Source organism: Cohnella sp. GCM10020058, assembly GCF_042683485.1.
GTDB lineage: Bacteria > Bacillota > Bacilli > Paenibacillales > Paenibacillaceae > Cohnella.
This window is the reverse complement of record NZ_JBHUJV010000007.1, coordinates 183,843-197,381: the sequence shown is the minus strand read 5'-3', so window position 1 is coordinate 197,381 and position 13,539 is coordinate 183,843. Positions and strand designations below refer to the sequence as shown.

Genomic DNA, 13,539 nt, shown 5'->3' with positions numbered 1-13,539 from the left:
CCCCCTCGCGTATGCCGTGCGGAGGCGGGGTGGACTTATGCCTTTACGGGGTGAACTGAACCATGTATTTGCGTACGGATACCGTGCCGGTCCGCGTCGGCAACCTGACGATCGGCGGCAACAATCAAGTCGTGCTGCAGAGCATGTGCACGACGAAGACGGCGGACGTCGCGGCCACGGTGGCCGAGATCAAGCGTCTTGAGGAAGCCGGCTGCCAGATCGTCCGTGTGACGGTGAACAACAAGGAAGCGGCCGCCGCCATCAAGGAGATCAAAAAGCAGATCAGCATTCCGCTCGTCGCCGACATTCACTTCGATTACAGGCTGGCGCTGCTGGCGATCGAGAACGGCATCGACAAGGTCCGGATCAATCCGGGCAACATCGGCCGCCGCGAGAAGGTCGAAGCGGTCGTCAAGGCTTGCAAGGAACGGGGAATCCCGATCCGGATCGGCGTCAACGCGGGCTCGCTGGAGAATCATTTGCTTGAAAAATATGGATATCCGACTGCCGAGGCGATGGTTGAGAGCGCCTTGTTCCACATCGGCATTCTCGAAGAACTGGATTTCCACGACATTATCGTTTCTCTTAAGGCATCCGACGTTCCGATGGCGATCGAGGCTTATACCAAGGCGGCCCAGGTCATTAAATATCCGCTGCACCTCGGCATCACCGAAGCGGGCACGCTGTTCTCGGGTACGGTCAAGAGCGCTGCGGGTCTCGGCGTTCTGCTGAACGCCGGCATCGGCAATACGATGCGCATCTCGCTCAGCGCAGATCCGGTCGAGGAGATCAAGGTCGCGCGCGAGCTGCTCAAGACCTTCGGTCTGATTACGGACGCGCCGACGCTGATTTCTTGCCCGACATGCGGACGTCTGGACATCGATCTGTTTTCCGTGGCCAACGAGGTTGAGGAATATTTGTCCAAGCTGAAGGTGCCGATCAAGGTGTCCGTGCTCGGCTGCGCGGTCAACGGTCCCGGCGAAGCGCGCGAGGCCGACATCGGCATTGCGGGAGCCCGCGGCGAAGGCATGCTGTTCCGTTACGGCGAGATGATCCGCAAGGTGCCGGAGGCCGAGCTTGTCGGCGAGCTGAAGAAGGAGATCGACCACATCGCGGCCGTGTATGCCGAGACGGGCGAGATTCCGGGGCGCAAGCTGCATGCGCCGAAGCCTGGTGTCGCTGCCGGTACCGGCACCCTTTAAGGCCATCGTCGGACGTGAACGCGGCAGTCAGCAACAGATGAGAAAGCCCCGCTTTTATTTAGCGGGCACTAAAAAGCCCACCTTGCAAGAAAAGGCACGGTCACTCAAGAAATTGAGGAGACTGTGCCTTTTCCGTTTGTCACTAAAGCATCACGGAGAGCTGGTGATCGAATGATACGGCAACAACAATCGCCAAAGCATGGTCCGCACGCCAAGCTCTACGATATAATGATTTCCAAGGACAACCTGCTGCGACAGATTCGAGCTGTCGGACGTAGATCCCGTGCTCGTAGATGCGAGGAATAGGAAAAACCAGATAGACACTTACGATTTCGACGCACATCCTGGGTCTGCTGGGCATGCAACTGCAATTGCAAGGTGCCATGGCCAAATTTACCGTAAATCGGAGTGCCAATGGCCATCGATAGCCGTGCTGATGAATCCGCCGACAGCCGTTCCCAGACTCGTCCGACAGTCGTTCTCGTGGTCGTCCGGTAGTTGTTCGGTAGTCGTTCCGATGGGTCGTCGGTTGACATGCCTTTAGGTCGTCCGGTAGTCGTTCCGCTAACTCGTCGTTTGGCATGCCGATGGGTCGGCTAATGTGGCCCCAGCGACGTTCTTCCAGGATAATGCCTGCAAATATACATCTATTTTTGCTAAGATCGGCCCTTTTAGACTCGATAGCTGCAAGTACGCAGTTATTTTCCTCCATCATTCCGATTTCCGGCTTGTGTTTTGAATTTACCTGCATATTTGCATCTTTTTCATCGTGTACCGTCGGTCCGGAAAAAATACCTGTATAAATGCAGGTTTTTCATCCTGCAATGTTATTTAGCGGGGCTTTTTTCGCGTGTGGTGAGCGTCGCGGACGGCTGCCAATCGAATCGACCGCTCTTGGGTAAAAAAGGAGCAAGCGGTACCCTTCATCCCAGACTCGAAAAAGGAGGAATGCGACATCATGAATGAAGCGTCCATTGAAAGCATGTCATCCTGCATCGAAGACTGTCTCGCTTGCGTCATCGCGTGCAACGAATGCTACAGCGCATGTCTGGAGGAACCCCATTCCGCTAGCATGCGGAACTGCATCCGTCTCGACCGGGAATGCGCGGATTTGTGCGCGTTTACCGTGCAAGCGATAACGATGGGCAGCAGCTACCGCGCGGAACTCGTACTGCTGTGCGCGGAAGCTTGCCAGCGTTGCGGGGAGGCCTGCGCAGAGCATGATCATGAGCATTGCCGGCGCTGCGCGGAAGCTTGCTTGAAGTGCGCGGCATCCTGTCTCGGACTGGCGCAAGAGCTTAGCACGCGCCAACGTGAAAACGCAGGCGTATAAGGGTTAAGGCGTCCTGGACTCAAAGTATTTTCGCAGACCGGCCGTGGTTTTACGCGTTCGCTGCCAACCTCATCCTCGCATGACTATATCCGCCTGCAACCGGGCAATACTAAGAATTATGCTGCCAGCTTGCCGGTTGGACGGACGCGGGGATCCGCGACGCTAGTAGAGAGGATGAGGTTATATGGCACTGGGCACCGTTTTGATGCTCGTACAGGTGTTTTTCGCCGTCGTAATCGGGATTTACTTTTGGAATCTGCTTCGCAATCAGAAAACGAACAAGACGGCCGTCGACCGGGAGTCGCGCAAGGAAATGGATAAGCTGCGCAAGCTGAGGTCCATCTCGCTTACCAAGCCGCTCTCGGAAAAGACGCGCCCCGTCTCGATGAACGATATCGTCGGTCAACGCGAGGGGCTGCGCGCGCTCAAGGCCGCGCTGTGCAGCGGCAATCCGCAGCACGTTATCGTCTACGGGCCTCCCGGCGTCGGCAAGACGGCCGCGGCGCGGGTCGTGCTGGAGGAGGCCAAAAAGAATCCTTCTTCGCCGTTCAGGCTCGAAGCGAAGTTCACGGAGATCGACGCCACGACCGCCCGCTTCGACGAGCGCGGCATCGCAGATCCGCTGATCGGATCGGTCCACGATCCGATCTATCAAGGCGCCGGCGCGATGGGCGTCGCGGGCATTCCGCAGCCTAAGCCGGGGGCGGTTACCAAAGCTCATGGCGGAATACTGTTCATCGACGAAATCGGCGAGCTGCACCCGATCCAGATCAACAAGCTGCTCAAGGTGCTCGAAGACCGCAAGGTGTTCCTCGAGAGCGCCTATTATCATGCGGAGGATCCGAACATTCCGCTCTATATCCATGACATCTTCCAGAACGGGCTGCCGGCCGACTTCAGGCTCGTCGGCGCGACGACGCGGTCGCCAAGCGAGCTGCCGCCCGCGCTCCGCAGCCGCTGCATGGAAATCTACTTCCGGCCGCTGCTGCCGTCCGAGATCGGCGATATCGCCCAAAATGCGGTCGCAAAGATCGGGCTGCCGGCCGATCCGGAAGCTGTCGAGGTCATCAAGCATTATGCGACCAACGGCCGTGAAGCCGTGAATATGATCCAGCTGGCGGCGGGGCTTGCGCTGTCGGAAAATCGCCAGCGTATCTCGGCTTCCGACCTCGAATGGGTCGTCAACAGCAGCCAGTTGCCGCCGCGCCCGGACCGCAAGGTGCCCGACAAGCCTGCAGTGGGCTTCGTGAACGGCCTGGCCGTATTCGGGCCGAGCATGGGCGCGCTGCTCGAGATCGAAGTGACGGCCATCCCGGCGCTGCCTGGCAAAGGCGTCTATACGATCACCGGCGTCGTCGAAGAGGAAGAGATCGGAGGCGGGCAGCGTACGCTGCGGCGCAAGAGCATGGCGAAAGGGTCGGTCGAGAACGTGCTGACCGTGCTGCGCTCCTTCAATCTCAGGCCGGAAAATCACGACCTTCACATCAACTTCCCCGGCGGGACGCCGATCGACGGGCCTTCGGCGGGGATCGCGATGGCGGTGGCGATCGCATCGGCAATCACCGGCCAACCGATCGACAACAAACTCGCGCTTACGGGCGAGATCAGCATCCACGGGCGCGTGAAGCCGGTCGGCGGCGTGCTTGCGAAGGTCGAGGCGGCCTTCCAGTCCGGCGCGGATACGGTGCTTATCCCGAAGGAAAACTGGCAAGCGATTTTTGAAGGGCTGCAAGGCGTCAAAGTCGTTCCGGTCGAGACGGTGGAGGAAGTGTTCGTGCGCGTATTCGGCTCGGCGCCGCTCCGCCTTCCAGGCGAGCTGGAAGCTGCCGATCGGCCGATTGCGGCCGACGGATATGCTGCTGCTGCACCCGTGTCAATCCTCCACGCCGGTTCGCCTGCGTCCACGAATCCGCAGGATAGCGTGCGTACGCCTCATCATGGAGATAGCCGTCCCTCACCGGGTGCAGGCGTCTAAAAACCAGTTTCCGACAGCCGGTTAAGTGCGCCGTCCTTCGGGTCGGCGCCGCTCTTTTTTGCGGCGCGCAATTTCTTTTGATACAATGACTGAAGGGTTCGCCGCCGGCTGCTGGCGACCCTAACCATACCGGGCCATGCCGATATCGGCAGGCTTGAGGAGGTGCCGTCCTTATGGCTTCGAACAAGACGAAGAGCCGTTCACTGCCTTTGCTCCCTCTACGCGGGCTGCTCGTCTACCCCAGCATGGTGCTGCATCTGGACGTAGGCCGCGAGAAGTCGATCAAGGCGCTGGAGCAATGCATGATCGACGATCATATGATCCTGCTATGCTCCCAGTCGGAGATCAATATCGAAGAACCGACGCAGGAGGATATTTACCGCGTCGGCACGATCGCCAAGGTCAGACAGATGCTGAAGCTGCCGAACGGCACGATTCGCGTGCTGGTCGAAGGCGTCGTCCGCGCGGAGATCGAACAGTATTTGCCCAATGACGGCTTCTATGAGGTCGTCGCCCGGGAGCTCCCGGAACCGGATTCGAACGATTCCGAGCTGGATGCGCTTATGCGCGCGGTATTAAGCCAGTTCGAGCACTATATCAATCTATCCAAGAAGGTCACACCGGAGACGCTGGCCGCCGTATCCGACATCGACGAGCCGGGACGTCTTGCCGACGTCATCACCAGCCACTTGTCGCTCAAGATCAAGGACAAGCAGGAGATTCTCGAGACGGTCGAAGTGCGCAGCCGGCTGGAGAAGCTCCTCGACTTCCTGAACAACGAGCGCGAGGTGCTGGAGCTGGAGCGCAAGATCAGCCAGCGCGTCAAGAAGCAGATGGAGAAGACGCAAAAGGAATACTATTTGCGCGAGCAGATGAAGGCGATCCAGAAGGAGCTCGGCGAGAAGGAAGGCCGGGCGGGCGAGGTCGAGGAGCTGCGCAATCAGCTTGAGGAGAAGAAGCTCCCCGAGAAGATCGCCGCCAAGGTGGAAAAGGAAATCGACCGCCTCGAAAAGATGCCGGCTTCGTCCGCGGAGGGCGCCGTCATCCGCAATTATATCGAATGGCTTCTTGCCCTGCCGTGGAATAATTTCACCGAAGATCATCTGAATCTCTCAAAGGCCGAGCAGATTTTGGACGAAGCGCATTCCGGCCTCGAAAAGCCGAAGGAACGCGTGCTGGAATATTTGGCCGTACAGCAGCTTGTTAAAAAGCTCAAGGGGCCGATTCTTTGCCTGGTCGGGCCGCCGGGGGTCGGCAAGACTTCGCTCGGCCGTTCGATCGCGGCTTCCCTCGGACGCGAGTTCGTGCGCATCTCGCTCGGCGGCGTCCGCGACGAGGCCGAGATTCGCGGCCACCGTCGCACCTACGTCGGCGCGATGCCGGGTCGTATCATCCAGGGCATGCGCACCGCAGGCTCGATGAACCCGGTATTCCTGCTCGACGAGATCGACAAGATGGCGAGCGACTTCCGCGGCGATCCGTCGTCCGCGATGCTCGAGGTGCTCGATCCGGAGCAGAACGCAACGTTCAGCGACCACTACATCGAGACGCCGTTCGACCTGTCCAACGTCATGTTCGTGACGACGGCCAACGTCGCCCATCAGATCCCGCGGCCGCTGCTTGACCGGATGGAGGTTCTCTACATTCCGGGCTACACGGAACTGGAGAAGCTGGAGATCGCCAAGCAGCACCTCATGCCGAAGCAAAAGCGCGACCACGGCCTGGAGGAGGATCAGCTCCAGATCGACGAAGACGTGCTGATGCAGCTCGTACGCGGCTACACGCGCGAATCGGGCGTGCGCAATTTGGAGCAGCAACTCGCTGCGATATGCCGCAAGGCGGCCAAGATCATCGTCGGCGATCCTGAGCACCAAGCCGTCGTCGTAGACGCAGCCAAGCTCAAAGAGTTCCTAGGCCCGGCCAAGTTCCGCTACGGTATGGCGGAGCTGGAGGACCAGATCGGCGCCGTCACAGGCCTGGCCTGGACGGAAGTCGGCGGGGATACGCTCGTCATCGAGGTGACGGTGATGCCCGGTTCGGGCAAGCTGACGCTGACGGGCAAGCTGGGCGACGTCATGAAGGAATCTGCGCAGGCCGCATTCAGCTATACGCGCAGCCGGTCGATAGCTCTCGGCATCGATCCGCAATTCCACGAGAAAAACGATATTCACATTCATATTCCCGAAGGCGCGATTCCGAAGGACGGGCCATCGGCAGGCATTACGATCGCCACGGCTCTGATCTCGGCGCTTACGAACCGGCCGGTCAACCGCGAGGTTGCCATGACGGGAGAGATCACGCTCCGCGGGCGCGTGCTGCCGATCGGCGGCCTCAAGGAAAAGTCGCTCGCCGCCCACAGAGCAGGCATCAAGACGGTGCTGCTGCCCAAGGACAACGAGCGCGACCTTCGCGACATTCCGGACAGCGTGCGCAGAGAGATGACTTTTATCCCGGTGGCGCATATGGACGAAGTGCTCGAGCACGCGATGGCGACCAAGCTGAGCGACCTGCCCAGCGGAGACGAGCCGCTCGCCGGCGAAGTAACGATGCCGCGCGAGGGCGATAGGGAAGAGCTTCCCCCGATGGGGACGCATTGACGGGAGTGTACCGCTTCATATGAAGATCAAGTCCAGCGAATTTATTATCAGCGCAGTAGGACCCAAGCAATATCCCGTTGACGGCTTGCCGGAGATCGCTCTGGCAGGCCGTTCCAACGTCGGCAAGTCTTCGCTGATCAACCGCCTGCTGCTCCGGCGCAACCTGGCTCGTACGAGCTCGCAGCCCGGAAAGACGCAGCAATTGAATTATTATAAGATCAACGAAGAAATGTACTTCGTTGACGTGCCTGGTTACGGCTATGCCAAAGTATCCAAGTCGGAGCGAGAGGCTTGGGGCCGGATGATCGAGAGCTACTTGCGCCAGCGCGAGGAACTCAGGCTCGTAATCCAGCTGATCGATCTGCGGCATCCGCCCACCGCGCTCGACATTTCCATGTATGAGTGGCTGTCCCATTACGATATTCCGTTATGTGTCGTCGGCACCAAAGCCGACAAGCTCTCGCGCAATCAGGTGGCCAAACATGGCCGCATCATGCGGGAGACGCTCGGAATGCCGAAGGGCGCACCGCTCGTTTTGTTTTCATCGGAGACCGGAGAGGGTAGAGATGATTTATGGCGCATTATCGCCCACGCCGCTGATATTCCCACTGCTTCCCCTTCTGAATCGGAGCATGAACGGCAGGAAACCGAGGATAACGGTTAAATGTACGGTTCAATGCCGGGAGGAATCGATTTTTACGGCTTTTTTCGGCTAAATCGGGTTTTCTTCGGAAGATAAGAACCGACCGGATGTCGTATAATTAAAAAAGCAAGGAATCATCACCTTCGTGAACAAAATGGAATTGAGGAGATTTTTATGGCTAAGCGGGTAGCCACAGAGTATGTTAACGCCAGTCTTACATTGACAGAAGCCGAGATGCGAAGCTTAACCTCCCTATGCGGAACGCAGCAGCTGCGCCAGCAGATTTTTGTGCTGGAGAACGGCAACCAAGAAATGGTTCTAGAAGACGAAGCTGGCGGTGAATCGATCCGTTTAACCTTCGAGCGTCAAGGCGGCCGCTACCGTTGCTCTTTATCTTGCAGAGTCGTCCAGCCCGGTCTGACCGATGCGCTGCGCAAGATGGTGTCCTCTTACAAGGGAGATGCCGTCGTCAATCGGATTTATCCCGGATTTACGATGGTTTATCATTACTTAGGCGGCAAGGTCATGCGAATCGTCGAATGCAAGGGCGACACCGTTCGTACCGTATTCGAACATCGGGACGCATTGTCCGAGATGGAATCGCGCTACAAGCTGTGTGCGGTCGAGGAAGAGATCGCGATCGTCAGGAAAGCCGTCAACGAGCTGCTCGATCTGCGCAACGCATGTACGGACGCGCACGAGATTGCCGAGATCGACACGCGCCTGAAGCATCACAGCCGACTCTTGTTCGCACTTGAAGCTTAAATAACTATCATATGAATGCCGTGAAGAACCTGCCTTCTCCGAAGGCGGGTTTTTTATTAGAAGGGCGCACGTGCAGGCTGTTTGATAAGCACAATGTTTTTCGTTAAAAAAACAGTTGCATTTCACCCAGATAGATGTTATTTTTAGTTTCGTTGAAAAAAACAATAGGAACCAGGATTCACTCAGGAATGGAATGCGATTGTTTTGCAGATTCCCTCGAGAAGTGAATGACGTAGGTCCTAGCGGATGAAATCAGCTTCACATTTTATTCCTAGGAAGGGGGAACCGAACAGTGGAATACTCTACTTTCGGACGGCACGTTGCGGTTGATACCTGGGGGGTCGATTTCGATCTTCTGAACAGCGCTGAGCTTCTCCAATCGCATATGGTGGAGGCAGCCGAAGCTTGCGGAGCAACCGTTCTCTCGGTTCAAGCCAAACAATTCGAGCCACAGGGCGCGACGGTTCTCGTCATGCTGTCGGAGAGCCATCTCTCCATTCACACGTATCCTGAACGTGGTTTTGCCGCTATCGACTGCTACACTTGCGGCGAGACAGTCGATCCGCAGCTTGCGATCGATTATATGGTCAATGTACTCAAGCCTACGAGCACTCACGCCAAGAAGCTCATTCGCGGCGTCGGCGAGATAAAGGTCGAAGAGCCTGCTATCAAGCTCGCTGAATTGGTGTAAGTTTAGTAGAGCGCCTAACAGACGATGATGAAGCATGTTAGCCATGGGGCTTGTCCCCATGGCTTTTTAAATGCGATTCGCGGCAATCGACCGAGAATAGAATGAGGTTCCGACGACGACAATAGGAAGTATCGGAATCGACTGGATGTCGCAAAATATTCATCAAATCTTCAGAGCCGGCACGCCCGGCTATGCTATAATGAATCCTAGTTGGCGGGCAAGCCGGACGCGCTTTGCTTCGCATGAACGGCATCCAGACCTCAGGAAAAGGCAGGTGAAGTCCCGTGCATCTCATAGTCGTCGGTTTGAACTACAAAACGGCACCGGTGGAAGTCCGGGAACGCTTCGCGATTCCGGACGAGGAGCTGCCGCAGGCGCTGGACGCGCTGAAAGCGACGACGGGCATTTTGGAATGCGTCATTGTCGCCACCTGCAACCGCACCGAATTGTATGCGGTAGTCGACCGTCATACGCTGTGCGGGCATTATATCCGCGCTTTTATGGAGCAGTGGTTTAACCTGCCCCGCGAGATGTTCAACCGTCATCTCTACATGTACGAGGACGACCTCGCCAATCGTCATCTGTTCCGCGTCGCGTGCGGCCTCGATTCGATGGTGATCGGCGAGACGCAGATTCTCGGACAAGTCCGCGACGCGTTTTTCCTCGCGCGCGAGCGCAAGGCGACGGGCACGTTGTTCAACCGTCTCTTTCAGCAGGCGATCACGGTCGCCAAGCGCGCGCATACCGAGACGTCGATCGGCGAGAGCGCCGTATCCGTCAGCTACGCGGCGGTGGAGCTCGGCAAGCGGATTTTCGGCCGCTTCGACGACAAGAAGGTGATGATCCTCGGCGCGGGCAAGATGAGCGAGCTTACGGCGCAGCATTTGACCGCAGGCGGCGCCAAGGAAGTGTTCGTCGTCAACCGCACGCTGTCGCGCGCGGAAGAGCTCGCGGACAAGATGGGCGGCAAGGCGATGGGGATGGAAGAGGCGCTGCGCCGGATCGACGAAGCCGATATCGTCATCAGCAGCACCGGAGCGCAGCGGTTCGTACTGGAGCGGGACGTCGTCGCACGCGCCATGAAGAGCCGCAAGAAGAGACCGCTGTTCCTGATCGATATTGCGGTTCCGAGAGATATCGATCCCGCATGCGGCGAGCTGCCGGGCGTCTATCTGTACGATATCGACGATCTCGAAGGCATTGTCGAGAGCAATCTGGAAAAGCGCAGGCAAGAGACGGCTGCGATCGACGTCATGATCGACGCCGAGATGGAGTCCTATCGTCAATGGTACGCGACCCTCGGTGTCAGTCCGTTGATCCGCGGCCTTCAGGAGAAGGCTGCGGCGATCCACGAGGATACGCTGGATAGCTTGCTGCGCAAGCTGCCGGAACTGGACGAGCGGCAGGTCAAGGTGATTCGCAAGCTGACCAAGAGCATGCTGACGCAGATGATTCACGACCCGATCCTGAGGGTCAAGGAGCTGGCCGCGGAGAAGCGCAGCGAAGCATCGCTGGACCTGTTCGTACAGCTCTTCGCGCTCGAGGAGGAAGTCGCGCGCCTCAAGAACGAGGCGAAGGAGGCGGAGAAGGCGCGCACAGCCGGACAAGCTGCTGCAGCGGCTCCCGACAAGCAAGCCGCCTCCGCAGAGCCTCAGTCATTTCTGGCTCAGCTGGCCGGCGCGCTTCGCTGACCGGATCGCCGGCCTGGCCGGATTCGAGAGAAGCCGGAGGCGGTGCTGCATGTTAACGAATAATTGGCTGACGGATGCCATCATGTATATTTACGCCCTGAGTCTGCTGTTTTTCGTATCGGACGCCGCATATGGCAACCGAAACGGGAAACGGATCGGCACAGGGCTGCTTGTTTTTGTCTGGGTGCTGCAGACGGGCTTTCTCGTCGACTTGCTTCTTCGCCGCTTCGCGGTTCCCGAGGTGACGCTGCACGACTACGTCTTTTTCGTATCGTGGCTGCTCGTCTCCGTGTCGTTTGCCGTGAATCGGATCGTCCGTGCCGAACTGCTCGTCCTGCTCGTGAACGTTGTCGGGTTCGCGGTCCTCGGCCTTAATTTGATGGAGCGCTCTTCCGGGCAAGGGATCGCCTTGGCTCCGTCGGAGGTGGCGAGGCGGCTGCTCGTCCTCCATGTGAGCCTGATCACCGTCGCATTCGCCCTCCTTACCGTTTCCGCTGTCTGCGGCGCCATGTACCTATTTTTAAATTACAGATTAAAGAAGAAAAAGTGGGGCAGCGTGATGAACCGCATGCCGAGTCTCGAAGCCATCGACAAGTATGCGTTCAGATCGGGACTGTTCGGTGTGCCGCTTCTGCTGCTCGCGCTGTCTACGGGAACGGCCGCTTTGCTCGTCGACGGTCACGATGCCAAGCTGCTCGACGAGAAAGTGCTTTTGTCTTTTGTCGCGGGCGCCGTTTATATTTTCTATCTCCTGCGCAGATGGATCGGCAGAGACGATGCGAGACGCTGCGCGATATGGAATCTGGCCGGTTACGTTCTGCTTGTTTTGGACTTTTTTGCGAATTCGCTCTCATCCTTTCATCGTTGGTTATAGAAAGGAGACTACAGCATGCAGCGCTATTATCCGATTATGTTATCCGTAGAAAATAGCCGATGCGTCGTAGTAGGCGGCGGCGCGGTCGGCGAACGCAGAACGGGCGGCTTGCTGGAAGCGGGAGCGGATGTCTTGCTCGTGTGCCCGGAGATCGTCTCGTCCCGGCTGCGAGAATGGAAGGACGCAGGCGCGATCCGTCATTTGCCGAAGCCATTCTCCCCGGAGGATCTCGCGGGCGCCGCGCTCGTCGTTGCAGCGACCGGCATCGACGAGTTGAACGGCTGGATTTGCGACGAAGCGAAGCGGCGAGGCATTCCGGCCAACTCGGCTTCGGACGGCATGCGCGGAAGCTTTATCGTTCCGGCTGTGATCCGCAGAGGCGGCTTGCTCATGGCCGTCGGCACCTCGGGGGCGGGACCGGCATGGTCCGCACGCATCGCAAGCGAGCTTAAGGAGCGATACGGGCCTGAGTACGCCGAGCTGACGCGCAGGCTTGGCACCGTGCGGCGGCGCGTGCTCGCGGAGGTCGCCGACGCGTCCGAACGGCGAAGATTGATGAACGCGGCCGTATCGGATCGTGCCGTCCAGGCGTGGCTGTCGATGACCGAGCTGCCCGAGTCGGAAGCGCTGATCGAGATGCTGCGCGGCTGGGCCGACGACATTTAGGATCTGGATTGATGCTGAACGGATGACGAAATGATGCCAAAAAGATGCCGAACGAATGCCGAATTGGCGTTGTTTGGGCCGAGCGACGGAATATGAGACAATAGAAATTAATTAAAGGTTCATTTTCGATTTGTAAAGAAATACCGGGGAGTGTTGCAGCGAATGCGGAAGATCAAGGTTGGGACTAGACAAAGCGCACTGGCGATGACGCAGAGCGGACAGACGCTCGATGCGCTAAAGGCGCTGGCCATAGAGGCTGGACTGCCGCTAGACTTTGAGGTCGTGCCGATCGTCACGCGGGGGGACCGGATTTTGGACGTGACGCTGTCCAAGGTCGGAGGCAAGGGCCTGTTCGTCAAGGAGATCGAGGAAGCGCTGCTCGGCGGCGAGATCGATATCGCAATCCACAGTATGAAGGATATGCCGTTCGAGCTGCCCGAAGGCCTCGTGATCGGATGCGTGCCGCCGCGCGAGGACCCGCGAGACGCGCTCGTGAATCTGACCTCGAGCACGCTGTCGGATTTGCCGCCGGGCGCCCGGATCGGTACAAGCAGTCTTAGACGGTCCGCGCAACTGCAGTCCCGGCGCCCCGATTTTCGGATCGAATCGCTTCGCGGCAATATCGATACCCGGCTGCGCAAGCTGGCGTCCGAAGGGCTCGATGCGATCGTGTTGGCGGCAGCGGGCCTCAAGCGGATGGGGTGGAGCGAGCGCATCACGACTTACATCGAGCCGGAGGATTGCCTGCCTGCCGTCGGACAAGGCGCACTTGCCATTGAATGCCGGGCGTCCGACCAAGAGGTGCTGGCACTGTTGGCCAGGTTGAACGATACCGCTGCAGCGCGCGCGGTGGCTGCAGAGCGCACGTTTTTGGGATTGCTGAACGGCGGTTGTCAGGTGCCGATCGGCGCGTACGCCACCGCCGAGTCGGCGGCGCCCGATGCGGTAGTCTCCATGACGGGCATGGTCGCGGCAGCCGACGGCAGGCTTGTGCTTAAGGCGACGGCTGCCGGCAGCGATCCGGCAGATGTCGGACGCCGCGTGGCGGAGGAGTTGCTGGCCAAGGGCGCGGACGCATTGCTTGCGGAAGCGAGGGAGTAAA

The 13,539-nt window shown here is 58.5% G+C and carries 11 protein-coding genes; all 11 read left to right on the top strand.

Features of this window, described 5'->3' with window-relative positions:
* The first annotated feature begins 62 nt into the window (after positions 1-62).
* Positions 63-1,202: a flavodoxin-dependent (E)-4-hydroxy-3-methylbut-2-enyl-diphosphate synthase gene (gene ispG, locus ACFSR7_RS11130; RefSeq protein ID WP_378115862.1), complete on the top strand. Its 1,140-nt coding sequence runs from the start codon at positions 63-65 to the stop codon at positions 1,200-1,202.
* Between the two features lie 958 nt (positions 1,203-2,160).
* On the top strand, positions 2,161-2,535 hold the full coding sequence (locus tag ACFSR7_RS11125) for a four-helix bundle copper-binding protein (protein ID WP_378161451.1): 375 nt from the start codon (positions 2,161-2,163) through the stop codon (positions 2,533-2,535).
* Positions 2,536-2,719: 184 nt separating this feature from the next.
* Entirely contained in the window at positions 2,720-4,510 is a 1,791-nt protein-coding gene (gene lonB, locus ACFSR7_RS11120) for an ATP-dependent protease LonB (protein ID WP_378161449.1), read from the top strand.
* Between the two features lie 173 nt (positions 4,511-4,683).
* Positions 4,684-7,107: an endopeptidase La gene (lon, locus tag ACFSR7_RS11115; RefSeq protein ID WP_378161447.1), complete on the top strand. Its 2,424-nt coding sequence runs from the start codon at positions 4,684-4,686 to the stop codon at positions 7,105-7,107.
* A 19-nt stretch (positions 7,108-7,126) separates the two neighbouring features.
* Positions 7,127-7,771: a ribosome biogenesis GTP-binding protein YihA/YsxC gene (gene yihA, locus ACFSR7_RS11110; protein ID WP_378115856.1), complete on the top strand. Its 645-nt coding sequence runs from the start codon at positions 7,127-7,129 to the stop codon at positions 7,769-7,771.
* A gap of 153 nt (positions 7,772-7,924) precedes the next feature.
* On the top strand, positions 7,925-8,515 hold the full coding sequence (locus ACFSR7_RS11105) for a non-ribosomal peptide synthetase module (RefSeq protein ID WP_378161445.1): 591 nt from the start codon (positions 7,925-7,927) through the stop codon (positions 8,513-8,515).
* A 292-nt stretch (positions 8,516-8,807) separates the two neighbouring features.
* Entirely contained in the window at positions 8,808-9,206 is a 399-nt protein-coding gene (gene speD, locus ACFSR7_RS11100) for an adenosylmethionine decarboxylase (protein WP_378115852.1), read from the top strand.
* 284 nt (positions 9,207-9,490) lie between these two features.
* Positions 9,491-10,897: a glutamyl-tRNA reductase gene (gene hemA / locus ACFSR7_RS11095; protein ID WP_378161443.1), complete on the top strand. Its 1,407-nt coding sequence runs from the start codon at positions 9,491-9,493 to the stop codon at positions 10,895-10,897.
* A 49-nt stretch (positions 10,898-10,946) separates the two neighbouring features.
* A complete protein-coding gene (ccsA, locus tag ACFSR7_RS11090) occupies positions 10,947-11,771 on the top strand; it encodes a cytochrome c biogenesis protein CcsA (RefSeq protein ID WP_378161441.1) in 825 nt (274 codons plus the stop codon).
* 15 nt (positions 11,772-11,786) lie between these two features.
* A complete protein-coding gene (locus ACFSR7_RS11085; protein ID WP_378161439.1) occupies positions 11,787-12,437 on the top strand; it encodes a precorrin-2 dehydrogenase/sirohydrochlorin ferrochelatase family protein in 651 nt (216 codons plus the stop codon).
* Between the two features lie 162 nt (positions 12,438-12,599).
* Positions 12,600-13,538, top strand: a complete 939-nt coding sequence (gene hemC / locus ACFSR7_RS11080; RefSeq protein ID WP_378161437.1) for a hydroxymethylbilane synthase — start codon at positions 12,600-12,602, stop codon at positions 13,536-13,538.
* The last annotated feature ends 1 nt before the right edge of the window (position 13,539 follow it).

Coding starts and splice junctions, on each gene's coding strand:
- ispG (WP_378115862.1), top strand. CDS start 63: ATGTATTTGCGTACGGATACCGTGCCGGTCCGCGTCGGCAACCTGACG.
- ACFSR7_RS11125 (WP_378161451.1), top strand. CDS start 2,161: ATGAATGAAGCGTCCATTGAAAGCATGTCATCCTGCATCGAAGACTGT.
- lonB (WP_378161449.1), top strand. CDS start 2,720: ATGGCACTGGGCACCGTTTTGATGCTCGTACAGGTGTTTTTCGCCGTC.
- lon (WP_378161447.1), top strand. CDS start 4,684: ATGGCTTCGAACAAGACGAAGAGCCGTTCACTGCCTTTGCTCCCTCTA.
- yihA (WP_378115856.1), top strand. CDS start 7,127: ATGAAGATCAAGTCCAGCGAATTTATTATCAGCGCAGTAGGACCCAAG.
- ACFSR7_RS11105 (WP_378161445.1), top strand. CDS start 7,925: ATGGCTAAGCGGGTAGCCACAGAGTATGTTAACGCCAGTCTTACATTG.
- ccsA (WP_378161441.1), top strand. CDS start 10,947: ATGTTAACGAATAATTGGCTGACGGATGCCATCATGTATATTTACGCC.
- ACFSR7_RS11085 (WP_378161439.1), top strand. CDS start 11,787: ATGCAGCGCTATTATCCGATTATGTTATCCGTAGAAAATAGCCGATGC.
- hemC (WP_378161437.1), top strand. CDS start 12,600: ATGCGGAAGATCAAGGTTGGGACTAGACAAAGCGCACTGGCGATGACG.